The following is a 26,418-nucleotide window of genomic DNA, read 5'->3' as shown; positions in this document are numbered from 1 at the left end:
CCAACCTTCGGGTTGGCCGCAAGTCTATGGAGCCGTAAACATGCAACGCCTGTCTTCCTCCCAAGCCGATTTTGACGCCCGCCTGCAAGCGCTGCTGGCGTTCGAGACGGCGCAGGACCCGGCGGTGGACGCCGCTGTCGCCGCCATCTGCGACGACGTGAAAGCCCGTGGCGATGCCGCCGTGGTGGAGTACACCAACCGTTTCGACCGTATGCACGCGGCCAGCATGGCCGAGCTGACGCTGAGCCGTGCCGAGCTGCAGGCCGCCCACGACCGTCTGCCGGAGCACGTGCGCGCCGCGCTGACCGCCGCCGCCGAGCGCGTGCGCCGCTATCACGAAAAGCAGCTGGCGCATTCCTGGAGCTACGAGGACGAAGACGGCACCCTGCTGGGGCAGCAGGTGACCCCGCTGGACCGCGTCGGCATTTACGTGCCGGGCGGCAAGGCCGCCTATCCGAGCTCGGTGCTGATGAATGCGCTGCCGGCGAAGGTTGCCGGTGTCGGCGAGATCATCATGGTGGTGCCGACGCCGAATGGCGAAAAGAACGATCTGGTGTTGGCTGCGGCCTTTATCGCCGGCGTGGACAAGGTATTTACCTGTGGTGGTGCGCAAGCCGTTGCCGCACTGGCTTACGGTACCGACAGCGTGCCGCAGGTAGACAAGATCACCGGCCCGGGCAATGCCTACGTCGCCGCCGCCAAGCGCCGCGTGTTCGGCGTGGTGGGCATCGACATGGTGGCCGGCCCGTCCGAAATCCTGGTGATCTGCGATGGCGATACCGATCCGGACTGGATCGCCATGGACCTGTTCAGTCAGGCCGAGCACGACGAAATCGCGCAGGCCATCCTGTTGTGCCCGTCGGCCGACTACATCGCCAAAGTGGAAGCCAGCATCGAAAAGCTGCTGTCGACCATGCCGCGCCGCGCCATCATCGAAGCCAGTCTTGGCAACCGTGGTGCGCTGATCGAGGTACGCGACCTGGACGAAGCCTGCGTCATCTCCAACTACATCGCGCCGGAACATCTGGAGCTGTCGGTGGCGGAGCCGGAGCGTTACCTGCCGCAGTTGCGCCACGCCGGTGCCATCTTCATGGGACGCTTTACCTCGGAAAGCCTGGGCGATTACTGTGCCGGCCCTAACCACGTGCTGCCGACCAGCCGTACCGCGCGCTTTGCCAGCCCGCTGGGGGTGTACGATTTCCAGAAGCGCAGCAGCCTGATCCGCGTGTCGCACGCCGGGGCGCAAAAGCTGGGCCAGATCGCCAGTATTCTGGCGCATGGTGAGGGCCTGACCGCGCATGCCCGTGCCGCCGAGTTGCGTCTGGACAAGTAACTGCCGCCGGGCTGCCGCGTTCCGGCGGTAGCCCGCTGACGGGTTTCAGGTTACGATGAAGCCCTTGTTGCACCCTCCGCGTCGGGCCATCACCGACACTTCGAACCGGCCCGGCCGGCGAGAATTGCCGATGAAAATGTCTATACAACAATTGTTCCGCCCCGACGTGCTGGCCATGCAGGCCTACCATGTCGCCGATGCCTCGGGCTATATCAAGCTCGACGCGATGGAAAATCCCTACCATTTGCCGCCGGCGCTGCGTGCCGAACTGGGCCAGGTGCTGGCCGAGGTGGCGTTGAACCGCTATCCCGACCCGCATGGCGATGGTCTGAAAGACCAGCTCAAGGCCGCGTTTGCTATTCCGGCTGCAGCCGACGTGGTGCTGGGCAACGGCTCCGACGAAATCATCACCCTGATTACCCAGGCGATCGCCAGCGACGACACCGTGGTACTGGCGCTGGAACCGTCGTTCGTGATGTACCGCCTCAACGCGCAGTTCTCGCGCGTGCGTTATGTCGGGGTGCCGCTGCAGGCGGATTTCAGCCTCGACCTGCCGGCCACGTTGGCCGCCATCCGTGAACATCGCCCGGCGGTGGTGTTCCTGTCCTACCCCAACAACCCTACCGGTCCGCGCTTTGCCCGCGAGGAAGTGCAGGCCGTGCTGGATGCCGCGCCAGGACTGGTGGTGGTTGACGAAGCCTATCAGACCTTTGCCGTCGACAGCTTCATGGATCTGGCTGGCAGCCAGCCGCACCTGATCGTGATGCGTACGCTATCCAAGCTGGGCCTGGCCGGTTTGCGTCTGGGCTACGCCGCCGGTCATCCGGAAGTCATCGCGCAACTGGACAAGGTACGTCCGCCGTACAACATCAATGTACTGAGTCAGGCTGCCGCCAAGTTCGCATTGCGTCATCTGGATGTGTTTGCCGCACAGGCGTCCGAGTTGCGCCGCGAGCGCAGCCGTCTTGCCGACAGCCTCGGCACTTTGGCCGCGGTGACGGTGTATCCCTCCGAGGCCAACTTCCTCACCATCCGCGTGCCGGATGCGCTGGCACTGTTTGCGCGCTTGAAGGCCGAGGGTATCCTGATCAAGAACCTGCATGGCTATCATCCGCTGCTGGATAACTGCCTGCGCCTGACTGTGGGCAGCCCTGATGAAAACAGTGCGCTGCTTGCCGCCATTCACGCCTACTTTGCCTGAGCCATCATGCGTACTGCTACCGTTACCCGTAATACCCTGGAAACCCAGATCACTGTCAGCCTGAACCTGGATGGCAGCGGTGTTGGCCGCTTCGATACCGGCGTACCGTTTCTCGATCACATGATGGACCAGATCGCCCGCCACGGCCTGATCGATATCGACATCACCGCCCGCGGCGACCTGCATATCGATGCCCATCACACCGTGGAAGATATCGGCATCACGCTGGGGCAGGCGTTTGCCAAGGCCATTGGCGACAAGAAAGGCATCCGTCGCTACGGTCACGCCTATGTGCCGCTGGATGAAGCGCTGTCGCGGGTAGTGATCGACCTGTCTGGTCGCCCCGGGCTGCAGTACCACATCCCGTTTACTCGCGCCGCCATCGGTGGTTTCGACGTCGATCTGTTCAGCGAGTTCTTCCATGGTTTCGTCAACCACAGCATGGTGACGCTGCACATCGACAATCTGCGTGGGGTGAACAGCCACCACCAGGCCGAGACGGTGTTCAAGGCCTTTGGCCGTGCGCTGCGCATGGCGGTGGAATTTGACGAGCGCATGGCCGGCATCACGCCGTCCACCAAGGGCACGCTGACTGCCTGATGCGGCAATGGTGACGGTTTGTCACCTACTCCCAACATGATTCTGTAAGGCTGATATGAAAGTTGCAGTCATCGACTACGGCATGGGCAATCTGCACTCGGTGCTGAAGTCCGTGCAGTTCGTGAACGACATCGGGGCTGATATTTTTCTGACCTCCGATCCGGAGCAGGTACTCAAGGCCGACAAGGTGATCTTTCCCGGCCAGGGCGCGATGCCGGACTGCATGCGCGAGCTGAATGCACACGGTCTGGCCGAAGCGGTGCGCGAAAGCACGCGCAACAAGCCGTTCTTCGGCATTTGTGTTGGCGCACAGTTGTTGTTCGAGCACAGCGAGGAGGGTGATACCCCCGGTCTTGGCATCTTCAAGGGCGAGGTCAAGCGCTTTGCGGCCAACCTGCTGGATGCCCGTGGTGAGCGCCTTAAAGTGCCGCACATGGGCTGGAACCGCGTGTACCAGCGCAGCGCACACCCGCTGTTTGCCGGCATCGAGGATGGCGAGCGTTTCTATTTTGTACACAGTTACCACTTCGCACCCGCTGAAGCCGGCATCAACCTGGCGGAAAGCGAGTATCCGGAGCGCTTTTGTTGTATCGTCGGGCGTGGCAATATTTTTGCCACGCAATTCCACACCGAGAAGAGCCACCGTGCCGGGTTGCAGATGATGAAGAACTTCCTGGCCTGGGATGGCACTGTTTAACTTTCCGTAGATCCTTACGCACCATGCTGCTGATTCCCGCTATCGACCTGAAGGACGGTCAATGCGTACGCCTGAAACAAGGCGTAATGACTGATGCCACCGTGTTTTCCGATGACCCTGTAAAGGTTGCCTTGCACTGGCGTGACCAGGGCGCGCGGCGCCTGCATCTGGTGGACCTGAACGGTGCCTTTGCCGGCAAGCCCAAGAATCTGGCGGTGATCCGCGACATTCTGGGTGCAGTGGGCGACGACATGCCGGTGCAGTTGGGGGGCGGTATCCGCGACCTCGACACCATCGAGAAGTACTTCGATCTCGGCCTGAAATACGTGATTATCGGCACTGCCGCGGTAAAAAACCCGGGCTTTCTGCACGATGCCTGCGATGCCTTCCCCGGCCAGGTGATTGTCGGTCTGGATGCCAAGGACGGCATGGTGGCCATCGATGGCTGGGCCAAGGTAACCAATCACAATGTGATCGATCTGGCCAAGCGCTTCGAAGACTACGGTGTGAACTCGGTGATCTACACCGATATCGGCCGCGACGGCATGATGAATGGCGTCAACATCGACGCCACCGTCAAGCTGGCGCAGGCGCTGAGCGTGCCGGTGATCGCCTCCGGCGGCCTGACCAACCTCGACGACGTGCGCAACCTGTGCGCGGTGGAGAGCGAGGGCATCGAGGGCGCCATTACCGGCCGCGCCATCTACGAAGGCAGCATCGATTTTGCCGCCGCGCAGACGCTGGCGGACGAACTGTCCGAAGCCTAACCCCCGGTTGGCCGCCTCGTGCGGCCAACCTTCATTCGTAGTACATCATGTCTCTAGCCAAACGCATCATCCCCTGTCTCGACGTGACCGCCGGTCGCGTGGTGAAGGGTGTCAACTTCGTCGGCCTGCGCGATGCCGGCGACCCGGTGGAAATCGCCAAGCGCTACAACGAGCAGGGCGCCGACGAGTTGACTTTCCTCGACATCACTGCCAGCTCCGACCAGCGCGACATCATCCTGCACGTGATCGAAGCGGTAGCCGAACAGGTGTTCATCCCGCTGACCGTGGGTGGCGGGGTGCGCAAGGTGGAAGACATCCGCCGGCTGCTGAACGCCGGCGCCGACAAGGTCAGCATCAACACCGCGGCGGTGACCAATCCGGATCTGGTCAAGGAAGCAGCCGACAAGTTCGGCAGCCAGTGCATCGTGGTGGCGGTGGACGCCAAGGCGGTAACGCCGGATAACGACCGCTGGGAGATCTTTACCCACGGCGGGCGCAACCCTACCGGCCTGGATGCGGTCGAATGGGCAGCGAAGATGGCGCAGTACGGCGCCGGCGAGATCCTGCTTACCAGCATGGACCGTGACGGTACCAAGATCGGTTTCAACCTGCCGCTGACCCGCGCGGTATCCGAGGCGGTGCCGATTCCGGTAATCGCTTCCGGTGGCGTGGGCAATCTGCAGCACTTGGTGGAAGGCGTGACGCTGGGCAAGGCCGATGCGGTGCTGGCTGCCAGCATCTTCCACTTTGGCGAGTACACCGTGCGCGAGGCGAAAGAAGCCATGCGCGCGGCCGGCATCGAAGTCCGTCTGTAAAGGTTGGCCGCATGACTGCAAACTGGCTTGATGCCGTGAAAGGGGATGACAAGGGTTTGGTCCCCGCCATCGCCCAGGATGCCGCCACCGGCCGGGTGCTGATGGTGGCGTGGATGACCCGCGAATCGCTGCAGCTGACCGCCGATACCGGCATCGCGCACTACTGGAGCCGCTCCCGCAACCGCTTGTGGAAAAAGGGCGAGGAGTCCGGCCACCTGCAGACGGTGAAGGAGTTGCGTCTGGACTGCGATGGCGACGTGATCACCATGCAGGTGGAGCAGGCTGGCGGTATCGCCTGCCACACCGGGCGCGAGAGCTGTTTCTACCGCGTGTTCCGCGACGGCGACTGGGTGGTGACCGACGCGGTACTGAAAGATCCGCACGCCATTTACCACTCGCACTGACATCACTTTCCTGTCGTCTGACCCCGGTCATGGCAAGGTAAACGACCGCGGGGTACAACGGTTGACCCCCATACGCCTTGTTACCTGGATGTCACACAATCGACATATACTTGCCCCGCTGCCGACGCAGAAAGGACACCCGAATGATTGCCGCTGAAGTTCTGAAAACCATTGGCGATACGCTGGAAGCCCGCAAGGAATCCAGCCCCAGCTCATCCTATGTTGCCGGCCTGTTCCACAAGGGCGAGGACGCCATCCTGAAAAAGGTGGCAGAAGAGGCTGCCGAGGTATTGATGGCCTCCAAGGACAAGGATCGCCTGCATCTGGTGCGCGAAGTGGCCGACCTGTGGTTCCACAGCATGGTATTGCTGGCCCATCACGGCTTGCGTGCCGAAGATGTGCTGGCCGAACTCAAGCGCCGTGAGGGTATTTCCGGGCTGGATGAAAAAGCCGCGCGTCCGCAGCAATAAACGGAGAGCACAGCATGAGCAACTGCATTTTCTGCAAAATTGCGGCGGGCGAGATTCCGGCGCAGAAGCTTTATGAAGACGACGAAATGGTCGCCTTTCACGATATTCATCCCAAGGCGCCGGTACACTTCCTGCTGATTCCCAAGCAGCACGTGGATTCGCTGGCGCATTGCGATAGCAGTCACCAGCAGATGCTGGGCAAGCTGCTGCTGATGGCGCCGAAGCTGGCGGCAGAGCAGGGGCTGGGCGACGGTTTCAAAACCGCGATCAATACCGGTGTCGGCGGTGGCCAGGAAGTATTCCACCTGCACCTGCACGTTCTGGGCAACAAGTAACCATTTTCCGGCACCGCGTGCCGGTTTCTTGCTAGAGGTAAGTTTCCATGGGTTCTTTCAGCATTTGGCACTGGTTAATCGTGTTGCTGGTAGTGGTACTGGTATTTGGCACCAAGAAGCTGCGCAATATCGGTGAGGATCTGGGTGGCGCGGTACGCGGTTTCAAGGAAGGCATGAAGGGTGAAACCGACAAGGATGCCGGCAATGGCCGCATCATTGATGCCGACGACAGCGACAAGAAATAAGTAGCCGCCATCGTGTTCGAGATCAGCTTTGGCGAACTGCTCGTCATCGGGGCGGTGGCGCTTATCGTGTTAGGGCCAGAGCGCTTGCCGACCGTGGCCCGTACCATCGGTGCCCTGGTTGGCCGCGCCCAGCGTTTTGTTGCCAGCGTGAAAAGCGATATCCAGCAGCAAAGCCAAATGGCGGGGCTACAGGAACTGCAGCAGGAGATGCAGCAGGCGGCTGCGGCTTTCCGCCACCAGGTGGAAACCGAGGTTGCCCAGGTGCGGGAAACAGCGCGCGAAATCGAACACGAAGCCAGTGTGGTGGCGGCGCAATTGCATGATGATGCCGTTCACAGCATTGCCCTGCCGGAGGGTGTGGCCAACCTGCTGGCCGCTGCGGATGCCCCGGCCGGTAAAGACGATAACCAGCTGGACCTGTTCGATCAGCCGGCAACGGCCCCGACCCCCTCTGTTGCCGACAAGCATTCATAAATGGATCAACAACCTCTTCTTGCGCACTTGATCGAGCTGCGCACCCGTTTCGTACGGATTGCCGCCGGTCTGCTGCTGACGTTTCTGGCACTGTTCCACTGGTCCGGCGATATCTATCACCTGATCGCCAAGCCACTGATGGATGTGTTGCCCAAAGGCGGCAGCATGATTGCCACCGATGTCACCGCACCGTTCTTTGTGCCGCTGAAGGTCACCATGCTGGTGGCGTTCCTGCTGTCGCTGCCGAACACCCTGTACCAGCTGTGGGCTTTTGTCGCACCCGGGCTGTATAACCATGAGAAAAAGCTGATTCTGCCGCTGATTGTCAGCAGCGTGGTGCTGTTTGTCACCGGCATGCTGTTTGCCTATTTTGCGGTGTTCCCGGTGGTGTTCGGCTTCATGAGCGCGGTCACGCCGGTGGGTGTCTCGATGATGACTGACATCGACAAATACCTGTCATTTGTACTGGGCATGTTTGTCGCGTTCGGTGTGACTTTTGAAGTGCCGGTGGTGGTAGTACTGCTCAACCGTATGGGCATTGTCAGCTTGGCCAAGCTGCGGGAAGGGCGCCCCTACATGATTGTGGTGGCCTTTGTCGTGGCGGCGGTGGTGACGCCGCCGGATGTGCTGTCGCAGGTAATGATGGCGGTGCCGCTGTGCCTGTTGTACGAGACCGGCATCCTGATGGCCCGCCTGGTAAACAAGCAAAAGCCGGTGGTTGCAGATGAGTAAGACCCGGGTTTTTCACTGGGGGGCGGTGCTCAGTCTGATCGCGCTGATCCTGCTGTGTCTGGCATGGGAATTATGGCTGGCACCGTTGCGTGCCGGCGGCTCCTGGCTCGTGCTGAAGGCGGCAGTGTTGCTGTTGCCATTGATGGGCATTCTGCGGGAGCGCATTTACACCTACCAATGGTCCAGCATGTTCATCCTGGCGTACTTTGCCGATGGCGTGATGCGCAGCTGGGCGGATAATGCCACGGCGCAAGCGCTGGCACTGGGTGAAGTGGCGTTGACGGTTTGCTACTTCGGTTGTGTGCTGCTGTATGTGCGCGCAAAACGAATCGAACTGGCGGCCTGAGGGGCGTCGTAGCAGTGAAAGAGAGAAAAGCCAGCCGGCAGGCTGGCTTTTTTTATGGCTGAACGAATGGCGCGACTATTTTGCAACAATTTGTTTAATATCAATCAAACACAGATTGCAGATTTGCCATGTCATCCCGATAATGAGGCCGCCGCTGCCGTGGCTAAAGCGACAATTCATTCCATAATGAAAGCACGCACGCAAACTCCTGGAAAACGACATTAATGATGAATAATCAGGTGCAGCAAGGAAGTCCGTCAGACATATCGCAACACGCAACACACCTCGATCCGCTGCTGGATTGTCTGTTCCAACTCACGCGCGAACATGGCATCACGACAACCCGGGATTCCTTGGTGGCTGGTATCCCGCTGGAGAACCAGCGGTTAACGCCTTCCATGTTTGCACGCGCAGCCCGCCGTGCCGGTTTGGCATCGCGCGTGCTGCGTCGCCCCTTGTCCGGCTTGCCGCATGCCTTGCTGCCGGCAGTGCTGTTGCTCAATGGCGATGATGCTTGCCTGCTGCGCGCCATCGACGAGGACGGTAAGTTCCATATCAGCCCGGCAGAGCTGCCGGAAGCCGAACAGGTGCTGACTGCCGAAGAGTTGCAGTCGCGCTATGCCGGGCTGGCCATTGCGGTCAAGCCGCGCTTCCGTTTCGACAAGCGGGTGCCGGAGCTGCATCAGGCGCGTAGCCAGCACTGGTTCTGGCATGCCATTTTCCAGGGACGACCGCTGTATCGCGATGCGCTGATCGCGGCATTTTTCATCAACGTGTTTGCCCTGTCGCTGCCGCTGTTCACCATGAACGTATACGACCGGGTGGTGCCGAACATGGCGTTCGAAACGCTGTGGGTGCTGGCCTCCGGCGTGCTGTTGCTGTTGCTGTTCGATTTCCTGATGAAGCTGACGCGCGGCTACCTGATCGACCTGGCCAGCAAACGTGTCGACGTAATGCTGTCGTCGCTGATCATGGAGCGGGTGCTGGGCATCCGCATGGAGGCACGTCCAAGCTCGGTCGGCGCGTTTGCGGCCAACTTGCGGGCATTCGAGACCGTGCGCGACTTCATCGCCTCGGCCACGGTAACCACATTGGTGGATGTGCCGTTTGCCTTGTTGTTCTTGCTGGTCATCATGTGGATTTCGCCGTGGATGGTGATACCGCCGCTGGTTGCCATCATCCTGATGCTGTTGCTGGCTTATTCCGTGCAGGAACGGATGCAGGAGCTGACCGAGACCACCTTCCGCGCATCGGCACAGAAGAACGCGCATCTGGTCGAGAGTCTGGTCGGACTGGAAACCATCAAGACCCTGAGTGCCGAAGGCGAGTTGCAGGGGCGCTGGGAAAAAGCCACCTTGTTCCTGGCCCAGGTGGGTAGCCGTCTCAAGTTGCTGTCGGCTGTGACCATGAATTTTGCCGGTTTCATCCAGCAAATGATGTCCGTTTCGGTCATCGCCCTCGGTGTGTACCTGATCAAGGATGGTCAGACTTCGGTCGGCGGCCTGATTGCCTGCAACATGCTGGCATCGCGTGCGTTGGCGCCAATGGGCGCCGTTGCCGGGCTGATGACCCAGTTCAACAATGCCAAGTCGTCGCTGACTTCGCTGGAAGGCATGATGAAGATGCCGGTGGAACGCGAGAACGAAGCGTCGTTCTTCCACCGTACCAGCTTCCGTGGCGAGATCGAGTTTTCCGGCGTGTCGTTCAATTATCCCAATAGCCCGCTGGGCGCGCTGCGTAATGTCTCGTTCCGTATCAAGGCCGGAGAACGGGTCGGGATTCTGGGACGTGTCGGCTCCGGCAAGAGCACCATCCAGAAGTTGATCATGGGGTTGTACCAGGCGCAGGAAGGCGCGGTACGCATCGATGGCGTTGATCTGAAGCAGATCGATCCAGCCGAGTTGCGTCGGCATATCGGTTACGTGGCGCAGGACCCGGTGCTGTTCTACGGCACCCTGCGCCAGAACATCTGTATGGGGCAGCCGCATGTTCACGATGCCAGTATCTATGCGGCAGCCGAGTTGGCCGGGTTGAGCGAGTTCATCAACAGCCATCCGGAAGGCTTCGACATGATCATCGGCGAACGTGGCGAGTCGCTGTCCGGCGGCCAGCGCAAGGCGGTGACCATTGCACGTGCGCTGTTGAATGCGCCTCCGGTGCTGCTGCTGGATGAGCCGACCAGCAATATGGACCACAGTACCGAGGCGGCAATGAAGCGGACGTTTGAAAAAATTACCGCCGGCAAGACGCTGGTGCTGGTGACGCATCACACCAACCTGCTTGATCTGGTGGATCGCATCATTGTTATCGATCAGGGGCAGATTCTGGCAGATGGACCCAAGGCCGATGTTATCCAGGCATTGCAGCAGGGGCGTATCGGGAAGGCACGGGTATGAGCATGCAACAAGAGCAAGAAAAGCAATCTTTCTTCCAGCGTCTGCTGGACTGGTCTTCGGCGGAAGATTTGCGCGATCGCCAGGACTTCGCTGCCGATGCCGAGTGGGCGATTCTGGAGCAGAACCCGCAGCGTCCGCGGCTGTTCCTGTGGACCATCGGTTCGTTCATTGTGGTGGCTTTGCTGTGGTCGGCACTGGCGACTATCGACGAAGTAGCGCGTGGTGAAGGCAAGGTAGTGCCGACAAGCCAGGTGCAGCACCTGCAAAGTCTGGATGGTGGGGTTGTTTCCAAGATTCTGGTGAAAGAAGGTGATGTCGTGGAGCGCGGCCAACTGCTGTTGCAGGTGGATAACACCCGTTTTGTGTCGTCGCTCAACGAAAACCAGTCGCAATCGCTGTCGCTGCAAGCCAAGGCGGCACGTCTGCGCGCGCTGGCCGATGGCAAGCCATTCCAGATGCCGGAAGAAGTGACCAAACAGTCTCCGGATATTGCCAAGCAGGAAATGGACTTGTACCACTCCAAACAGATGGAGCTTGACGCCAACGTCTCTATTGCCCGCCAGCAGCTGTCGCAGCGTACACAGGAGCTGAACGAGGCCCGCGCCCGGCGTGACCAGGCGGCACAGGGGCTGGCGCTGACCCAGCAGGAATTGAATGTTACCCGTCCGCTGTTGAAGTCCGGGGCGGTGTCCGAGGTCGACATCCTGCGGCTGGAGCGCGATGTGTCGCGCTATCGTGGCGAACGCGATATGGCCGATGCGCAAATTCCCAAACTTCAATCCGCTATTTCCGAGGCGAGCCGCAAAATCCAGGAAGTGGAGCTGACTTTCCGTAACCAGGCCAGTACCGAGTTGTCGGAGACCATGGGCAAACTGGGCACGCTGGGTGCCGGCAGCACCGCGCTGGAAGACAAGGTGAAGCTGTCGGAAATTCGCTCGCCAGTACGTGGCGAAGTGAAGCGCTTGCTGGTCAATACCGTGGGTGGTGTGGTGCAGCCCGGCCGAGACATCATGGAAATCGTGCCGCTGGATGACACCCTGCTGATCGAAACCAAGATTTCTCCACGCGATATCGCTTTCCTGCGGCCTGGGCAGGATGTGTTTGTGCGCTTTACTGCCTACGATTCCACGATCTATGGCGGTTTGAAAGGCGTGCTGGACCAGATCGGGGCTGACTCGATTACCGACGAAAAGGGCAATACCTTCTATGTGGTGAAGGTGAAGACCGTTTCTTCCCACTTGAGCGAGAAGAAAATGGAAATCAAGCCCGGCATGGTGGCCGAGGTAGACATCATTACCGGGCACAAAAGTGTGCTCAACTACCTGTTGAAGCCGGTGCTACGAGCCAAAGCCAAAGCCCTGAGTGAGCGTTGATATGGATATCCGGCTGATTAGTGTCAGCAATTCCCTGCAGCAGCATCTGCAGATGGTATTCGGTAACTGCCGCCAGCATCTCAGTCTGTGGGAGTTGTCTGACTCGCTGCACTTGCAGGACGGGGAGCTGGTCTGGGTGGATGCCGATAATCAGGATGCGGACCTGGTGCAACGCTTGTGCCTCGGTGACTTCGGCAAGGCGCGGGTCATTGTGTTGAGCAGTTCGCCAACCGACGAGGCTGCGGTGAAGTGGCTGGGGATGGGCGCGGCCGGTTATCTGCATGCATTTGCTGCCGGTGATACGTTGCAGCAGGTGGCGTCGGTAGTGGCATCGGGCGGCATCTGGATCGGCGTGCACCTGATGCAGCAGTTGTGCGCCCGTTTCGGGCAGGTTGCGAAAACCGATAGCCCGCTATTGGCACAACTCACCGAGCGTGAACGAGAAGTGGTTGGCCACCTGCGCGATGGCAAGAGTAACAAGCAGATCGCGCGCGATATGGATATTGCCGAGCGGACTGTAAAAGCGCATCTGACCGCTATTTTCGGCAAAATCGGTGTGCCGGACAGGGTGCAGTTACTGCTCCGGCTGGCGGGTTGAAATACGCCTCTATTGCCACGCCTAATACCAAACGCATTAAACGATAAAGACCGGCCAAGGCTGGTTTTTATTTTTTTGTGTGCCCTTAAGTACAATGGTTTAAAAAAATCGTGCTCGATAGACTCTATTCATCCTAGTCAAAGTGTATGGAGCGTTTGAATGAGTGCGATCGGCAATCACGGCAAAATCATTGCAATCAGCGGCAAAGTCATTGCAGTTGCGGCCGATGGCTCGCAGCGTTTCCTGAAGGTCGGTGACATCGTTGCAGTGGGCGAGCGGCTCATCGTACCGGCTGATGGCAATATCGAATTGCAGGCCGACAATGGCAATGTAGTAAAAATTGCTGAAGCACGTGATCTGACCATTACTGACGACGTATTCGGTCACGCCACGCATGACGCCACCGATGCTGCACTCGCGACGCCTGCGCTTCCTGCCGAAGCTCAACAGATTCTGGGCGCACTGCAACAAGGTCAGGATCCGCTGCAAAATCTGGATGCCACCGCAGCTGGTCTGAATGCCGCCGGTGCCGAGGATGGTGGTTCTTCCTATACCATTCTGACCCGTATCAGTGAGGGCGTTACTACGGCTACGCTGGATAGCGCTGCCAGCAGTAGCAGCACAGATACCACTAACGCTTCAACCAGTACCCTGAGTACGACCTCTACGACTAACCAGCCATCCATCCTCGGAGCCGACAGCAACACCGTAGAAGAAGACCACACCGCCACCGGCAACGTGCTGGCCAACGACAGCGATATCGACAGCAGCCTGAGCGTGACCAGCATCAGCGTTGACGGCAGCAGCGCCGACGTCGACAGCAGCACCGGTGCCACCGTCAAACTGGCGTCCGGCGAACTGCACATCGACGCCAACGGCGACTACAGCTTCACCCCGGCGGCCAACTGGAACGGTGAGGTGCCGACCGTTACCTACACCACCAACACCGGTAGCAGCAGCACCCTCAACATCACCGTCACCCCGGTGGACGACGCCAGCGTGCTGGCGCCGGACAGCAACACCGTCGAAGAAGACCACACCGCCACCGGCAACGTGCTGGCCAACGACAGCGATATCGACAGCAGCCTGAGCGTGACCAGCATCAGCATCGACGGCCACAGCACCGACGTCGACAGCAGCACCGGTGCCACCGTCAAACTGGCGTCCGGCGACCTGCACATCGACGCCAACGGCGACTACAGCTTCACCCCGGCGGCCAACTGGAACGGTGAGGTGCCGACCGTTACCTACACCACCAACACCGGTAGCAGCAGCACCCTCAACATCACCGTCACCCCGGTGGACGACGCCAGCGTGCTGGCGCCGGACAGCAACACCGTCGAAGAAGACCACACCGCCACCGGCAACGTGCTGGCCAACGACAGCGATATCGACAGCAGCCCGAGCGTGACCAGCATCAGCATCGACGGCCACAGCACCGACGTCGACAGCAGCACCGGTGCCACCGTCAAACTGGCGTCCGGCGACCTGCACATCGACGCCAACGGCGACTACAGCTTCNCCCCGGTGGACGACGCCAGCGTGCTGGCGCCGGACAGCAACACCGTCGAAGAAGACCACACCGCCACCGGCAACGTGCTGGCCAACGACAGCGATATCGACAGCAGCCTGAGCGTGACCAGCATCAGCATCGACGGCCACAGCACCGACGTCGACAGCGGCACCGGTGCCACCGTCAAACTGGCGTCCGGCGAACTGCACATCGACGCCAACGGCGACTACAGCTTCACCCCGGCGGCCAACTGGAGTGGTGAGGTGCCGACCGTTACCTACACCACCAATACCGGAAGTAGCACAGCGCTGAACCTCCATGTAACTCCGGTTGCAGATAAGCCTGCTTTGTCAGTCAGCAGTTATCAGACGGTGGTCTCGATGAATTTCGAGGACGTGGCGTTGCCGACGGGAGGTTGGTCTGATCAGGTTCAGATCAACAGTATTTCCGGTGCCAGTACGGTGGGTACCTGGAGTACCTGGAATGGCAAGGGCTTTGTCGAAGTGGGGTACGAAGGGATTTATCAAGGTGATGGCTCCAGTAACAAGATCATGGAGATCGAAGCGGCATCTGGTGATAGGACGTTGTACGTCGACATGCAGCTGGAGGCAGGTCGTTTCTATGAGTTGGATTTTGATGTGGCTGCGCGAAGTGGCCACATTTTAAGCTCTGGTATGACGGTATCGCTGGTGAAACTGGATGCGGCCGGCAATCCAACTGGTACGGCTGTAACGCTGTACACCTTCTCACCGACGGATAGTAGCTGGCACAGTGTTACCGAGAATTGGACGGCGGATGCTTCCGGAAGTTACCGCCTGATTTTCTCGTCGACTGATGGCGGCGACACCTATGGTGCACTGCTGGACAATATTTCGTTCTCGGCGGTGGAAAACAAAGGTTATGAGAACAGTTTCTTCAGCCTGGGTGACATCAATACCGCACTGACTGACACCGATGGCTCTGAGGTGTTGAGCGTGAATATTGCCGGTTTGCCTGCTGGTGCAGTGCTGAAAGACGGTGCTGGTCATGAGCTGACCGTTGGAAATTCCGGCCAACTGGATGTCACCGGTTGGAATCTGAACACTCTGCAACTTATGGTGGATGATCCGGGTAGCTACACCTTGACTGTTACCTCGACATCCAGCGAGGTGGTTAATGGTAGCGTGGTCGACTCGGCGAGCAGTCAGGCGAACTTCACCGTTACCGTGCTGGATGTGGCCAACTTTACCGATGGCAACGAGACAGTAAGCACGCTGGAAGATACTGCTCTGCAAGGTAGTGTACTCAACGGTACCAGTAGTATTGAAGGTGTAGTAACTGTCAGCAGCTTTACTATCGGTGATAGCAGCTATAGCGCCGGCCAGACGGCTACCATCGCCAATATCGGGACATTGAAGATCAATGCCGATGGTTCTTATACCTTTACCCCAGTGAAAGACTATAACGGCCCGGTGCCAACCGTGAGTTACACCGTTACTGACGGCAAGACCACTGATACTTCCACGCTGGATATCTCGGTGACGGCGGTAGAAGATCCGCAGATTAGCTACTCCGGTGGTGCTTCTTGGCAGATGAACTACACCGACAACACCAACCAGTTTGATATGAGGGTGAAATCCGCATCTGGTGGGACGGCCACAATGCAACCAGGTAGTTCGATCTATTGGGATATCCGGGTGCTGGATAGTGATCTGAATGCGTCACTGTCTCTGGTGAACAAGAGTCTGCCAACTGGTGTATCACTGACTTTCGAGCAGCTGTATGCCGCAAGTGGTTCTGTCATGCTGCGTGTCTACTTGACTGTAACTGGTGACAGTGAGGTGACTCTGCACAACAACGACCAGTTCATCATCAATGTAACGGGAGCAGCAAACGGTAGTGCGATTTTGATCAACTCCGACGAGTATATCGGCACGCACGAAAACAATAGCTGGAACTATGCGACCCAGTTTGATGATGGCAATGCTTCGCGCTCGAACGACCACGATTGGCTGAGTAGCGATACCAATGGCGGCGAGCTGGCTACATCGACGTCGGCCCAAACTGGGGTAACGGTCGATTATCTGGCTGGCGATGATATTGCCTACGGCACTACCGGCAATGACACTCTGACCGGGGGTAGTGGCAATGACTTCATCGATGGTCGGGCAGGGAATGACAAGCTATATGGCGGTGATGGTAACGATGTACTGATGGGCGGTCATGGCAATGACACGCTGTATGGCGATGCAGGTAACGACAAGTTGTACGGTGGTACCGGCAGTGATTCGCTGTATGGTGGGGCGGGCAATGACGTTCTTAATGGCGGTGATGATGCCGATCTGCTGGTAGGGGGCACGGGTGACGATACCCTGACCGGGGGTAGCGGTATCGATACCTTTAAATGGGCATTGGGCGACAACGGGACGACGGCCTCCCCGGCGCGCGACACCATTACCGACTTCCATAAGGGCACCGGCGGCGATGTGCTGGATCTGAAGGACCTGCTGGTGGGCGAGAACAGTACCAACCTCGGCAACTACCTGCACTTCACCGCGGACAGCAGTGGCAATGCCGTGGTGCAAGTCAGCAGCAGTGGTCATGTCGCCAGCGGTTACGATCAGGCCATTACCCTGACCGGCGTGCATCTGGGTGATCTGGGCGCTACCGATACGCAAATCATTACCAAGTTGCTGACCGACGGAAACCTGAAAGTCGATCAGTAAGCGTCAGCACTGGATGTTGTTTAGCGCAAAGGGGCCGGAAATCCGGCCCCTTTTTTTACGTATGGCGTGTGCGAAAACGCGCGTGGGCATTGGGGATGCGGCCAACCTCACATACACTGGAACGACTATTGCTAATTTGATCCCATCAGATGATGGAGGAACGTTGTGGATAAGCGACCGGTAAGAGATTCCTTGCTATTGGATTCTCATTTTCAGCCCATTTACAGCTTGGCTCACCGCCGTACCGTGGGCCTGGAGGCGCTGTTGCGAGCCTCGGAGCAGGGGCAGCCGCTGTCGCCGCCGGAGGTGTACGAGCGCTATATCCGTCGTGACGAGCGTGTGGCGATGGATCTGGCGGTGTGTGCCGCCCATTGCCAGCGCTTTGCCGAAATGCCGCACAGCCAGCGCTGGCTGTTCCTGAATGTGGATGCGATGACCATGTCCGACCCCAAGCAGGCGGCGGAACTGGGCAATATCATCCGCGAAGCCGGTATCGCGCCGCAAAGCGTGGTGCTGGAGGTGCTGGAGCAGGCGATCGAGCTGGATGCGCGCCTGCTGGAAGGCGTGGCTATGCTGCGCGAGCAGGGCTGTCTGCTGGCAATCGACGATTTCGGCGTCGGCCATTCCAATCTGGACCGCGTGTGCAGCCTGGAGCCGGACTTCGTCAAATTCGACCGCAACCTGCTGCGCAGTGCGGTGATGCAGCAGCGCACCCGCAATCTGCTGTCACGTCTGGTGCGGCTGATGCACGAAATTGGTGCGCTGGTGGTGGTGGAAGGGGTGGAAAGCGAGTCCGATGTGGTGGTGGCGCTGGATTCCGGCTGCGATCTGGTGCAGGGCTTCTATGTCGCCCGCCCGGCCGCGGTGCCGGATGCCGATACCCTGATTACCCCGCGGCTGGACGCCAAATGGGACGAGCTGATGAACCGCGAGCTGTTGCGACGCAAGCTCAACCGTCGCCAGCTGGAGCTGTCGCGACAGGCCTTCGTGCAGACGGCGATCGCACTGATGCAGGGTAGCGAGTTCCGTTTTGCCGCCCAGCCGATGCTGGCGTTACCGGATGTGATCCGCTGCTTCCTGCTCGATCACGAGGGGCGGCAGAAGGGACGCAACCTCAATGCACGCCAGCTCAGCGACGAAGACAACCTGCGTTTTGCGCCGCTGGAAGACACTACCGGAGCGGTCTGGTCGCGGCGCAGTTACTTCCAGCACGCCATCGATCAGCCGGGCGTGCTGTATATGAGCGAGCCGTATCTGTCGATGACCGATACCCGCACCTGCGTCACGTTGTCGATGGCGATCGAGATCGACGAGGAAATGCACGTGTTGTGTACCGACGTGCTGTTGCCGCGCTGAGACGGGCGGGCAATGAAAAAACCGGGCCTTGGCCCGGTTTTTTTGTGGTGCCGGCTTACTGTCCGATGGGTTCGAACAGGGTCACCACCTGCTGCACGCCGGAGGTGGTGGCTGCCACCTGTGCCGCGGCCTCGCCTTCGGCCGGGGTTAGCAAGCCCAGCAGGTAGACCACGCCGCGTTCGCTGACCACCTTCACCGCGTTGGGCGGGTAGCCGTTGCCTTCCAGCAGGCGGGTCCGCACCTTGGTGGTCAGCCAAATGTCGCCATTGCGCTGCGGCAGGGTGGCATTGGGGGCCACCACCAGGTGGTTGTAGACGCGGCGGACATTGGGCATGCCGCGCAATTGCAGTTCCACGGCGCTGCGCTGGGCATCGTCGGCAACTTCGCCAGTCAGCAGTACCGCGCGGTTATAGCTGGTGACCGATACGTTGGCTGCAGCAAACCGCTCGCGCAGCACCTGGGCGGCTTTCAGCTCGATACCCTGGTCTTCGACATAGGCGCCGCTGGTGCGGCGGTCGGTGGCGACCAGGGCGCCGCCAGCCACGCCGCCGGCGACCAGCGGGAAGCAGGCGGAAAGGTTGGCCGCAGCCACGGTGGCCAACAGCAGGGCTGTTACGCGTTGTTTCATCATTCACCTCCCAACAGCATGTAATCGATGGCGTCACACAGCGCATGCAGCAGCAGCAGGTGGACTTCCTGCACGCGGGCGGCGCGGGTGACGGGGACATTCAGGTGCAGGTCTTCCGGTGCCAGGATTTCGGCCACCTGGCCACCGTCGTTGCCGGTGAGGGCGATCACGTTCATGCCACGCTCGTGGGCGGCATAGATCGCCTCGATGATGTTGGCCGAATTGCCGGTGCAGCTGATCACCAGCAGCAGGTCGTTGTGATGGCCCAGTGCCCGCACCTGCTTGGAGAAGATCAGGTCGAACTCGTAATCGTTCCCCACCGCCGTCAGTGCCGGTACATCGGATGACAGGGCGATGGCGGCCAGGCCCGGGCGCTCTTTCTCGAAATGGCCCAGCATCATGGTGGTGAAGTGGTGGGCATCGGCGGCCGAGCCGCCATTGCCGCACACCAGAATCTTGCCTTCGTTCATCAGGCTGGCGACCAGCCGCTCAGCGGCTACCGCCACCGCGGGAGAAAGTTCGTCCATCACCATTTGCAGGGTGGCGATGCTTTCGCGGAAATGTCCGCCGGCGCGGTCAATCAGGTCCATATTGCTTCCTTGCGTCTTGCCCGGCTGCCCGCGGGGGGCTAGCCGATAATGTTTTTCAGCCACTGGGCGGGGGCGGTGCCGTCAAACAGCACGGCATCGAAGCGGCAGGGCATATCGAGGCGATGCTGGCTCAGGTACAGGTTGGCCGCAGCGGTCAGCTTGCGGCATTTGGCGGCGCTGATGCTGGCTGCGGCGCCGCCGAAGCGGCTATCGGCGCGGGCGCGTACTTCCACAAACACCAGGCTGGCACCATCTTGCATGATCAGGTCGATTTCGCCGAAGCGGCATTGCCAGTTGCTGCCCAGCAGCTGCAGGCCCTGCTGTTGCAGATAGCTGGCGGCCAGTTGCTCGAACTGGTTGCCGCGTTCCCGGCTCATTGCGTGTTGCCGACCACACTGCTGGGCAATTCGCGCTGAACTTGCCAGCCCTTGCCGATGCGCAGGTCGCCGGTGGCGCCGCCCAGCTTGATCAATGCCGCGTTCTTGCTGCCGGCCAGTGCCACGGCCAGACGGTAGGCATCCACGCCCAGTGCGTACAGTCGTTCGGTGGCGCGGGTGAGGTTGGATGTCGGGCGGGCAATGCCGCGGGTCTCCGGATGATCCGGCATCAGGAACCACGGCATGTCGACGAAGCGCACGCCTTGCATCACCGCGGGCGGTTGCTGGATATTGACCAGCGACGAGGCGTACACCGGCATGGTCGGCGGCAACAGCGCGCGGGTGGCGGCGGCCTCCTTGCTGTCCAGTGCCAGGATGACGGCGTCGCTGCTTGCCAGTGCCGCGTTCAGCTTGTCGCCATCCGGGTTGCTGATATCCAGTTCGGCCAGTGGTTTGGCGCCACGTGGCACCCAGAACTCGGCAAACGCCTGGCGCAAGCGCTGCGACAGACCGTCGCCATTGAACAGCAGCAGCGGCTGCTGGCGTCCGTCATCGCGTAGCAGGCGCACGATTTGCGGCGCTTCGGTCTCGACCGCCAGCGTCAGGCTCCATACCTTGCTGCCAGCCGGCGGGGCCTTGTCCAGCGTGTTCAGCACCAGTGTCGGCAGCTTGCTTTCCTGTGCCAGGTTGGCCGCACCCTGGCGGGTCAGCGGGCCGACGATGAAGCTGGCGCCTTGTGCGGCCAACTGCCGGTAGCCGTCGAGCACTTTGCTGTCGTCTTCCAGGCTGGAAACGCTGACTTGTACTGAGCTATCCGGGTTGGCCGCAGCGGCGGCATCGAAACCGTCTTTTACTACCTGGGCGGCTTCCTTCAATTGTGGCGATGCCAGCGGCAGCAGCAGGCCGATATGCAGCGACTTGCTGCCCGGCCGGGCGGCGACAACCGGTGCGGCGACCGCCACGGCAGGGCTGCTGGCGGCCTTGCCGGCGGGGGGCGGCTGCAATTGCAGCTGATTTTGCTGCAGGATGTAGCCTGGGGATTGGGCAATCGCTACACTGGCCGCCAATAAAACGGCAGTGCCGGAAACCCATGGAGCCAAAACGTGCAGACAGCGCTTGATCACTTGATGAATTCTGCTCGGGAAACGTTTATCAACGGGGCATTATATGTGGTGGCCACGCCCATTGGAAATCTCGCGGATGTGACCGTGCGCGCCCTGGGCGGGTTCCATGCCGCCGATATCGTGCTGGCCGAGGACACGCGGGTGACCGGCAGCCTGCTTTCCGCTTATGGCATCCACAAAAAGTTGGTCAGCCTGCGCGAGCATAACGAGCGTGAGATGGCCGCCAAAGTGGTGGAGTGGATCGGCGAGGGCAAGATCGTGCTGCAGGTGTCGGATGCCGGTACGCCGGGCATCTCCGATCCGGGCGCGCGGCTGGCCGATGCGGTGTGGGCCGCCGGTTTGCGCGTGGTGCCGATTGTCGGTGCTTCCGCCGTTATCGGCGCCTTGTCTGCGGCCGGGCTGGAAACCGGGCATTTCCACTTTCACGGCTTCCTGCCGCCCAAGAGCGGCGCGCGTTGCAAGACCTTGCAGCAATGGCAGCAGGCGGAATACGCCGTGGTGTGCTACGAGGCGCCGCATCGCATTCTGGAATGCGTGGAGGACATTGCCGCCACGCTGGGCGCCGACCGGCCACTGGTGCTGGCGCGCGAGCTGACCAAAACTTTCGAGACTTTCCTGCGTCTGCCGGCGGGCGAGTTGGCCGCACGTATCCGTGCTGATAGCAACCAGCAGCGCGGCGAGTGCGTCCTGATTATCGACGCCGCCGCTAAAACCGCCGTCGCCGAAGATGATTTGCCGGCCGCGGCGCGTCAGCTGCTGGCCGAACTGGCGGCCGTGTTACCCACCAAGCAGGCCGCGGCGATCGTGGCCGGCCATTACGATCTCAACAAGAAGCAGCTGTACGATGCAGCATTGCAACTTAAGTCCGCGGAATAAGGTTTACAGCAACATTATTCGACGACTATAATCCGTCCCCTGATGATTTTTCGCCCAGGTGGCGAAATTGGTAGACGCAGGGGACTCAAAATCCCCCGCCGCAAGGTGTGCCGGTTCGAGTCCGGCCCTGGGCACCACGTGAAAGATCGTTAGCGTCCAAGGACGTACAGAAACCCGCATAGCACAAGGCTCTGCGGGTTTTTTGTTTTCTACTCCTGTACGCGGTGTTCGGACCGGGTGCGGAAGATGGCTGCGCCATCTTCCTTAATGCCGGCTAGTCGCTGCTTATTCCTTAGGCAGGTATTTCTTGGCCAGGGTGTGGTACAGCGGCGGCGAGATGGCCTGTGAAATCAGGCTGGCAATCAACGCGCTGGCAATCAGGCTGATCACCATCGAGTGGCCGTCCACCATTTCCATCACGATGACGAATGCGGTGATCGGCGCCTGGGTCACGGCAGCCAGGAATGCGGCCATCGATAGCGCGATCCAGGCGGTGCTGTTGATGTCTCCCAAGTGGAGGGAGGCCAGATCCTGGCCGATACCGGCACCGACGGCAAGGCAGGGGGCGAAGATGCCGCCGGGAATGCCGGCAAAGTAGGAGAACAGCGTGGCCAGCATTTTTTCTACGGAGTAGAGCACCGGCAGGGACGCCTGTCCGGAGAGTGCCTGCTGGGTTGGCAGGTAGCCGCTGCCATGCACCGCACCCGACGATGCATAACCCAGAATCGCCACCATCAGCCCGCACAGGCCGGCAAACCAGATCGGGTGAACGCTTCTGAGTTGGCCGATCTTGCCTGGCCAGGGTTTGCCTGCCAGCAGCATGGCGCGGGAGAACAGGCCGCCGGCAATGCCGGAAACAATACCGCACAGCAGGATCGGGATCGCCAGCCGGCCATCGACGGCGGTTACCGCGATGTGGCCGAAATAGATGTAATTGCCTTGCAGCGAGATGGAGATGATACCGGACAGGATGATGGCGGTAAGCAGCACGCCGTTGGTCCGCTCCTCGAATTTGCGTCCCAGCTCCTCGATGGCGAACACGATACCGGCCAGCGGGGTATTGAACGCCGCGGCAATGCCGGCGGCTCCGCCGGCAAGAATCAGGTGATGCGGGCTGACCGGGAACCGCTTGGGCAACAGGTGGCGCACGCTGTACATGATGCTGGCGCCGATCTGTACCGAAGGGCCTTCGCGGCCGCTGGAAAAGCCGCAGCCTAGCGCCAGGGTTCCCATCATCACCTTGCCAAAGGCAATGCGCAGCGAAACCAGGCTTTTCTTGCCCTCGTCTTCTGCCCGTTTCAGGGCGGCAATGACCTGCGGTATGCCGCTACCTTCCGAGCCCTGAAAGTAATGGCGGGTAATGTAGGCGATCAGAATGCCGCCCAGTGGGGTCAGTACGAAGGGGAGTAACGGGTATTGCCGGTAGGCGTCGCCAAACAGGGCGATGGCTACATCTACGGCACGGGCGAATACGACGATGACCAGGGCGGCCAGAATGGCGCCACCCCAGACTAGTAGTCTACCGCGCCAGCTGCGCCAGTGAACAAGCTGCAGAATGCGGGACGGAGTGCGATCAAGGGGCAGCATAGAAGGGTACAGTCGGCGAAAAAAAAAAGGCATAACCGCAAGCAGTCACGCCTCAAACTTTCAGTGATCAAACCAAAGTTGCGCTCAACTCAGCGTGCAGTATAGCAATATATTTTTGTCCAAAACAAGTCTGCGCATTGCCGGCGGGGAAATATGCATTGGTATATAGTTTTGGACAAAACTATATTAAGCTGTCGGATGTCTGAATTGTTGCGACTGTCTTGGGCTACTGTTGAGTGACGGTTGCCCGCCAATGGTAGTGCATGTGCGCTGCCGGACGGTGCAATGCTGGGAGTATCCGGATGGAGTATCTGAAAAATCTGCAAGAACTGGGCTGGCCGATCATCATCCTGCTGGCCTGGTTTGCTGGTGAGTATATTGCCCGGTGGCTGCATTTTTCCCGCATCAGTGTTTATGCGGTGATCGGTTTCTGTTTCGCGCCGGCGCAGTTGGGCTGGTTGTCCGGCGCTAATGGCGAAACGCTGCTGTTGCTGGCGAACATGGGCTTCGGTCTGATCCTGTTCGAGTGCGGTCACCGCATCAATCTGCGCTGGCTGTTGCTCAACCCGTGGTTGGCCGCAAGCAGTCTGGCAGAGGCGCTGCTGACTTTTGTGGCGGTATTCGCGCTGGCCAACTGGCTGGCCATGTCGCTGCCGGCTTCCTTGCTGCTGGCGGCGCTGTCGATGGCAACCTCGCCCGCCACGGTGCTGCGGGGTGTCTCTTTTACAAATCTCCCAGCCCCCGAGACGGACCCCTCTCTTGTATGCCCCTTCGTTATTCTAGTCCTGACTCCTATACTTACCTTATGTGCACATCCTCCAGCGCCCTCTTGCTTTTTTTGTTTTTTTTTATAATGCCACGGCCCCCCCAGAACTCCCCACCCTACATTCCCCCGGCGGCGTCAGATGTGTAAAAGGCACCCCCTGCTGCCCCGCCACTTCCAGCGCCACCGCGAACGGCGCCGCACCGTAACGGCGGGCATTCTGCAGCAGATTGGACAGCAGGCGCTGCAGTCCCAGCGCATCGCCGTTCACCGTGGCATCGGCACGCTGGAAGCTCACGCTCATGCCATCGCGCGCGAACTTGCCCAGCACGCTGTCCACCAGCTCGTCCAGCGCCAGCGGCGACAGCGCACGCGCCTCCTCGCTGCGGGCAAAATCGATGAACTGGCCGACGATGCGCGACAGCTCGTCGATGTCGGACAGCATGCCTTCGCGCTCGGTGTTGTCGTCCTGCAGCTCCACCGCCAGCTTCAGCCGCGTCAGCGGCGTGCGCAGATCATGCGACAAGCCGGCCAGCATCAGCCGCCGTTCGCTGGCGGCTTTTTCCAGTGCGCTGGCCATACCGTTGAAGCGCTCGATCAGCAGCTTCACTTCGCGCGGACCGCTGGGCACCAGTGGCGGCGGGGTGCGGCCGGCTTCCAGCTCGCGGGTGGCCGCCACCAGTTTCGACAGCGGCCGCGGGGTACGCCAGGCCAGCGCGAACGCCGCCAGCACCGACAGCAGCGCCACCAGCCCGGCGGCCTGCAGGGTGGGCAGCAAGGCCGGCGGCAGGTAGCGCGCCAGCGGCATCACCAGCCAGTAGTGCTCGGCCAGCATCGGTACCTTCAGCCACAACTCGTGCCGTTCGCCATTGGCAAAAAACACTTCCACCGGTTCGCCCAGCGCTTTGCCCAGTGAGGCGGCCAGATCGCGCCCCATGCCGGGCACGTGCTTGGCCCGCGGCGGGGTGTCATCCAGCGGCAGCAGCCGCGGCAGGCCGATGTGGTCATTGGCGCGCAGGAACGCCGCGCGCTGGGACGCCGGCAGGCTGTCCAGCACGCCTTCGTAATCGGCAAGGGTATCCACCACCTGGGCATACAGTTGCCGCGACAACAGGCGGTTCTTCTGCTGCTCCCCCAGCCACAGGGTAAACACCTGGCTGGCCAGCACCGCCATCACCACCAGCGCCGCCAGGCGGGTAAACAGCGTGCCGCGCAAGGCTGGCCACTTCATCCTGCGTCCCTGCTGCCGCCATCGGGCACGAAAACATAGCCGTAACCCCACACCGTCTGCAGATAGCGCGGCGGGGAATCCGGCTCCTCAATGGCCTTGCGCAGCCGCGACACGTGCACGTCGATGCTGCGATCCTGCGACTCGCCGCCGCCCTTGCCCATCGCCAGCTCCATCAGCTGCTCGCGCGTCAGCGGCCGCCGCGGGTGGCTGGCCAGCGCCAGCAGCACCGCGTACTCCGCCGTGGTCAGTGTTACCACCGAGCCATCGCGGGTCAGCTCGCGCCGCGCCGGATCCAGCACGCAGCGGCCGAACACCAGCGGTTCCGCGCCGGCCAGCGGCGCGGCCACCACCGGCGTGTGCTCGTAGCGGCGCAGTACCGAATTGATGCGCGCCAGCAGCTCGCGCGGGTTGAACGGTTTGGCCAGGTAGTCGTCGGCGCCCATTTCCAGCCCCAGGATGCGGTCCACGTCCTCGCCGCGCGCGGTCAGCATCACCACCGGAATCGGCTCGCCCTGCGCGCGCAAACGCCGCACCACCGCCAGGCCGTCCTCGCCGGGCATCATCACGTCCAGCACCAGCAAGTCCGGGCGATTGCGCGCCAGTTTGCGGTCCAGGTCGCGTGCGTCCGGCAGCGTTTCCACGGTGTAGCCCTGCTGGTTGAGATAGCGCTGCAGCAGCTCGCGCAAGCGCACGTCATCGTCCACCACCAGTATCTTGCGTTGCTCCATAAGCTTTCCGTTACCTGCCTTGAATCCAGTATCAAGCGTACCCTGCGGCACCGCCTGCGTCAGCACCGGCGTAAAGATTGATTAAGCCGGCGGCCAACCTTAACAGCCGTTAACACTCTGCCGCCGCCGGTTCAAAGTTGCGCAACACCCGGCC

27 protein-coding genes and 1 tRNA gene are annotated in these 26,418 nt (G+C 60.6%); 21 read left to right on the top strand and 7 right to left on the bottom strand.

Going from position 1 to position 26,418, the window contains the following annotated elements:
* Positions 1-40 precede the first annotated feature (40 nt).
* From hisD to HU218_RS00125, 18 genes are all read left to right on the top strand, one after another.
* Positions 41-1,333 carry a histidinol dehydrogenase gene (gene hisD, locus HU218_RS00210; protein WP_174872903.1) on the top strand — a complete coding sequence of 431 codons (1,293 nt, stop codon included), beginning with the start codon at positions 41-43 and terminating at the stop codon, positions 1,331-1,333.
* Positions 1,334-1,463: 130 nt separating this feature from the next.
* Positions 1,464-2,534: a histidinol-phosphate transaminase gene (hisC, locus tag HU218_RS00205; protein WP_174872902.1), complete on the top strand. Its 1,071-nt coding sequence runs from the start codon at positions 1,464-1,466 to the stop codon at positions 2,532-2,534.
* A gap of 6 nt (positions 2,535-2,540) precedes the next feature.
* Positions 2,541-3,134 carry an imidazoleglycerol-phosphate dehydratase HisB gene (hisB, locus tag HU218_RS00200; protein ID WP_174872901.1) on the top strand — a complete coding sequence of 198 codons (594 nt, stop codon included), beginning with the start codon at positions 2,541-2,543 and terminating at the stop codon, positions 3,132-3,134.
* A gap of 55 nt (positions 3,135-3,189) precedes the next feature.
* Positions 3,190-3,831 carry an imidazole glycerol phosphate synthase subunit HisH gene (hisH, locus tag HU218_RS00195; RefSeq protein ID WP_174872900.1) on the top strand — a complete coding sequence of 214 codons (642 nt, stop codon included), beginning with the start codon at positions 3,190-3,192 and terminating at the stop codon, positions 3,829-3,831.
* Positions 3,832-3,854: 23 nt separating this feature from the next.
* Positions 3,855-4,598 carry a 1-(5-phosphoribosyl)-5-[(5-phosphoribosylamino)methylideneamino]imidazole-4-carboxamide isomerase gene (hisA, locus tag HU218_RS00190; RefSeq protein ID WP_174872899.1) on the top strand — a complete coding sequence of 248 codons (744 nt, stop codon included), beginning with the start codon at positions 3,855-3,857 and terminating at the stop codon, positions 4,596-4,598.
* Between the two features lie 47 nt (positions 4,599-4,645).
* Positions 4,646-5,413 (top strand): imidazole glycerol phosphate synthase subunit HisF, encoded by a 768-nt coding sequence (hisF, locus tag HU218_RS00185; protein WP_174872898.1) that lies wholly within the window; start codon positions 4,646-4,648, stop codon positions 5,411-5,413.
* Between the two features lie 11 nt (positions 5,414-5,424).
* Positions 5,425-5,817, top strand: a complete 393-nt coding sequence (hisI, locus tag HU218_RS00180; protein ID WP_174872897.1) for a phosphoribosyl-AMP cyclohydrolase — start codon at positions 5,425-5,427, stop codon at positions 5,815-5,817.
* Between the two features lie 143 nt (positions 5,818-5,960).
* Entirely contained in the window at positions 5,961-6,287 is a 327-nt protein-coding gene (locus HU218_RS00175; protein WP_174872896.1) for a phosphoribosyl-ATP diphosphatase, read from the top strand.
* Between the two features lie 14 nt (positions 6,288-6,301).
* A complete protein-coding gene (locus tag HU218_RS00170; protein ID WP_174872895.1) occupies positions 6,302-6,622 on the top strand; it encodes a histidine triad nucleotide-binding protein in 321 nt (106 codons plus the stop codon).
* 47 nt (positions 6,623-6,669) lie between these two features.
* A complete protein-coding gene (gene tatA, locus HU218_RS00165; protein WP_174872894.1) occupies positions 6,670-6,867 on the top strand; it encodes a Sec-independent protein translocase subunit TatA in 198 nt (65 codons plus the stop codon).
* Positions 6,868-6,879: 12 nt separating this feature from the next.
* Complete coding sequence (gene tatB, locus HU218_RS00160; RefSeq protein WP_174872893.1) at positions 6,880-7,341, top strand: Sec-independent protein translocase protein TatB; 462 nt, start codon at positions 6,880-6,882, stop codon at positions 7,339-7,341.
* Entirely contained in the window at positions 7,342-8,073 is a 732-nt protein-coding gene (tatC, locus tag HU218_RS00155; RefSeq protein WP_174872892.1) for a twin-arginine translocase subunit TatC, read from the top strand. It begins immediately after the preceding gene.
* Entirely contained in the window at positions 8,066-8,419 is a 354-nt protein-coding gene (locus tag HU218_RS00150; RefSeq protein ID WP_174872891.1) for a DUF2069 domain-containing protein, read from the top strand. Before tatC ends, HU218_RS00150 begins: the two co-directional genes overlap by 8 nt.
* A 224-nt stretch (positions 8,420-8,643) precedes the next feature.
* The gene (locus tag HU218_RS00145) at positions 8,644-10,815 is read left to right on the top strand and encodes a type I secretion system permease/ATPase (RefSeq protein ID WP_343033018.1); all 2,172 of its coding nucleotides are present in this window, start codon (positions 8,644-8,646) and stop codon (positions 10,813-10,815) included.
* Entirely contained in the window at positions 10,812-12,188 is a 1,377-nt protein-coding gene (locus tag HU218_RS00140; RefSeq protein WP_174872890.1) for an HlyD family type I secretion periplasmic adaptor subunit, read from the top strand. The genes HU218_RS00145 and HU218_RS00140 overlap by 4 nt, the downstream gene beginning before the upstream one ends.
* Positions 12,178-12,786 (top strand): response regulator transcription factor, encoded by a 609-nt coding sequence (locus tag HU218_RS00135; protein WP_174872889.1) that lies wholly within the window; start codon positions 12,178-12,180, stop codon positions 12,784-12,786. The genes HU218_RS00140 and HU218_RS00135 overlap by 11 nt, the downstream gene beginning before the upstream one ends.
* A gap of 159 nt (positions 12,787-12,945) precedes the next feature.
* Positions 12,946-17,004 carry a retention module-containing protein gene (locus HU218_RS00130; protein ID WP_174872888.1) on the top strand — a complete coding sequence of 1,353 codons (4,059 nt, stop codon included), beginning with the start codon at positions 12,946-12,948 and terminating at the stop codon, positions 17,002-17,004.
* Positions 17,005-17,169: 165 nt separating this feature from the next.
* Positions 17,170-18,360, top strand: coding sequence for a sensor domain-containing phosphodiesterase (locus HU218_RS00125; RefSeq protein WP_174872887.1), 1,191 nt, complete (start codon positions 17,170-17,172; stop codon positions 18,358-18,360).
* A gap of 55 nt (positions 18,361-18,415) precedes the next feature.
* On the opposite strand, the gene HU218_RS00120 is transcribed toward HU218_RS00125, so the two are convergent.
* Genes HU218_RS00120 through HU218_RS00105 form a run of 4 tightly spaced genes read right to left on the bottom strand, consistent with a single transcriptional unit; the run spans position 18,416 to position 20,959 of the window.
* Entirely contained in the window at positions 18,416-18,991 is a 576-nt protein-coding gene (locus tag HU218_RS00120; RefSeq protein ID WP_246210677.1) for a BON domain-containing protein, read from the bottom strand.
* Complete coding sequence (locus HU218_RS00115; protein WP_174872886.1) at positions 18,988-19,578, bottom strand: phosphoheptose isomerase; 591 nt, start codon at positions 19,576-19,578, stop codon at positions 18,988-18,990. Before HU218_RS00115 ends, HU218_RS00120 begins: the two co-directional genes overlap by 4 nt.
* 38 nt (positions 19,579-19,616) lie before the next feature.
* Positions 19,617-19,955, bottom strand: a complete 339-nt coding sequence (locus HU218_RS00110) for a YraN family protein (protein ID WP_174872885.1) — start codon at positions 19,953-19,955, stop codon at positions 19,617-19,619.
* The gene (locus tag HU218_RS00105; RefSeq protein ID WP_174872884.1) at positions 19,952-20,959 is read right to left on the bottom strand and encodes a penicillin-binding protein activator; all 1,008 of its coding nucleotides are present in this window, start codon (positions 20,957-20,959) and stop codon (positions 19,952-19,954) included. Before HU218_RS00105 ends, HU218_RS00110 begins: the two co-directional genes overlap by 4 nt.
* Positions 20,960-21,082: 123 nt before the next feature.
* Between HU218_RS00105 and rsmI the strand changes: the two genes are divergently transcribed.
* Positions 21,083-21,955 (top strand): 16S rRNA (cytidine(1402)-2'-O)-methyltransferase, encoded by an 873-nt coding sequence (rsmI, locus tag HU218_RS00100; RefSeq protein WP_174872883.1) that lies wholly within the window; start codon positions 21,083-21,085, stop codon positions 21,953-21,955.
* Between the two features lie 52 nt (positions 21,956-22,007).
* A tRNA-Leu gene (locus HU218_RS00095) sits at positions 22,008-22,092 on the top strand.
* 148 nt (positions 22,093-22,240) lie between these two features.
* Here the strand turns inward: HU218_RS00095 and HU218_RS00090 are convergent.
* Positions 22,241-23,542: a chloride channel protein gene (locus tag HU218_RS00090; protein ID WP_174872882.1), complete on the bottom strand. Its 1,302-nt coding sequence runs from the start codon at positions 23,540-23,542 to the stop codon at positions 22,241-22,243.
* Positions 23,543-23,844: 302 nt separating this feature from the next.
* Between HU218_RS00090 and HU218_RS00085 the strand changes: the two genes are divergently transcribed.
* Positions 23,845-24,396, top strand: coding sequence for a cation:proton antiporter domain-containing protein (locus HU218_RS00085; RefSeq protein WP_174872881.1), 552 nt, complete (start codon positions 23,845-23,847; stop codon positions 24,394-24,396).
* Here HU218_RS00085 and HU218_RS00080 read toward each other — a convergent pair.
* Both HU218_RS00080 and HU218_RS00075 read right to left on the bottom strand, forming a co-directional pair.
* Positions 24,391-25,536 carry a histidine kinase dimerization/phospho-acceptor domain-containing protein gene (locus tag HU218_RS00080; protein ID WP_174872880.1) on the bottom strand — a complete coding sequence of 382 codons (1,146 nt, stop codon included), beginning with the start codon at positions 25,534-25,536 and terminating at the stop codon, positions 24,391-24,393. The genes HU218_RS00085 and HU218_RS00080 overlap by 6 nt on opposite strands.
* On the bottom strand, positions 25,533-26,264 hold the full coding sequence (locus HU218_RS00075; protein WP_174872879.1) for a response regulator: 732 nt from the start codon (positions 26,262-26,264) through the stop codon (positions 25,533-25,535). Before HU218_RS00075 ends, HU218_RS00080 begins: the two co-directional genes overlap by 4 nt.
* Between the last annotated feature and the right edge of the window lie 154 nt (positions 26,265-26,418).

This window comes from Vogesella oryzae (genome assembly GCF_902829295.1).
Lineage (GTDB): Bacteria > Pseudomonadota > Gammaproteobacteria > Burkholderiales > Chromobacteriaceae > Vogesella > Vogesella oryzae.
The sequence above is the reverse complement of the archived record's forward strand: the minus strand, read 5'-3'. Positions and strand labels throughout refer to the sequence as shown.

Excerpts from the sequence above, each read along its gene's own strand:
- hisD (WP_174872903.1), top strand. The coding sequence starts at position 41 with ATGCAACGCCTGTCTTCCTCCCAAGCCGATTTTGACGCCCGCCTGCAA.
- hisC (WP_174872902.1), top strand. The coding sequence starts at position 1,464 with ATGAAAATGTCTATACAACAATTGTTCCGCCCCGACGTGCTGGCCATG.
- hisB (WP_174872901.1), top strand. The coding sequence starts at position 2,541 with ATGCGTACTGCTACCGTTACCCGTAATACCCTGGAAACCCAGATCACT.
- hisH (WP_174872900.1), top strand. The coding sequence starts at position 3,190 with ATGAAAGTTGCAGTCATCGACTACGGCATGGGCAATCTGCACTCGGTG.
- hisA (WP_174872899.1), top strand. The coding sequence starts at position 3,855 with ATGCTGCTGATTCCCGCTATCGACCTGAAGGACGGTCAATGCGTACGC.
- hisF (WP_174872898.1), top strand. The coding sequence starts at position 4,646 with ATGTCTCTAGCCAAACGCATCATCCCCTGTCTCGACGTGACCGCCGGT.
- hisI (WP_174872897.1), top strand. The coding sequence starts at position 5,425 with ATGACTGCAAACTGGCTTGATGCCGTGAAAGGGGATGACAAGGGTTTG.
- HU218_RS00175 (WP_174872896.1), top strand. The coding sequence starts at position 5,961 with ATGATTGCCGCTGAAGTTCTGAAAACCATTGGCGATACGCTGGAAGCC.
- HU218_RS00170 (WP_174872895.1), top strand. The coding sequence starts at position 6,302 with ATGAGCAACTGCATTTTCTGCAAAATTGCGGCGGGCGAGATTCCGGCG.
- tatA (WP_174872894.1), top strand. The coding sequence starts at position 6,670 with ATGGGTTCTTTCAGCATTTGGCACTGGTTAATCGTGTTGCTGGTAGTG.
- tatC (WP_174872892.1), top strand. The coding sequence starts at position 7,342 with ATGGATCAACAACCTCTTCTTGCGCACTTGATCGAGCTGCGCACCCGT.
- HU218_RS00150 (WP_174872891.1), top strand. The coding sequence starts at position 8,066 with ATGAGTAAGACCCGGGTTTTTCACTGGGGGGCGGTGCTCAGTCTGATC.
- HU218_RS00145 (WP_343033018.1), top strand. The coding sequence starts at position 8,644 with ATGATGAATAATCAGGTGCAGCAAGGAAGTCCGTCAGACATATCGCAA.
- HU218_RS00140 (WP_174872890.1), top strand. The coding sequence starts at position 10,812 with ATGAGCATGCAACAAGAGCAAGAAAAGCAATCTTTCTTCCAGCGTCTG.
- HU218_RS00120 (WP_246210677.1), bottom strand. The coding sequence starts at position 18,991 with ATGATGAAACAACGCGTAACAGCCCTGCTGTTGGCCACCGTGGCTGCG.
- HU218_RS00115 (WP_174872886.1), bottom strand. The coding sequence starts at position 19,578 with ATGGACCTGATTGACCGCGCCGGCGGACATTTCCGCGAAAGCATCGCC.
- HU218_RS00110 (WP_174872885.1), bottom strand. The coding sequence starts at position 19,955 with ATGAGCCGGGAACGCGGCAACCAGTTCGAGCAACTGGCCGCCAGCTAT.
- rsmI (WP_174872883.1), top strand. The coding sequence starts at position 21,083 with ATGAATTCTGCTCGGGAAACGTTTATCAACGGGGCATTATATGTGGTG.
- HU218_RS00090 (WP_174872882.1), bottom strand. The coding sequence starts at position 23,542 with ATGCTGCCCCTTGATCGCACTCCGTCCCGCATTCTGCAGCTTGTTCAC.
- HU218_RS00085 (WP_174872881.1), top strand. The coding sequence starts at position 23,845 with ATGGAGTATCTGAAAAATCTGCAAGAACTGGGCTGGCCGATCATCATC.
- HU218_RS00080 (WP_174872880.1), bottom strand. The coding sequence starts at position 25,536 with ATGAAGTGGCCAGCCTTGCGCGGCACGCTGTTTACCCGCCTGGCGGCG.
- HU218_RS00075 (WP_174872879.1), bottom strand. The coding sequence starts at position 26,264 with ATGGAGCAACGCAAGATACTGGTGGTGGACGATGACGTGCGCTTGCGC.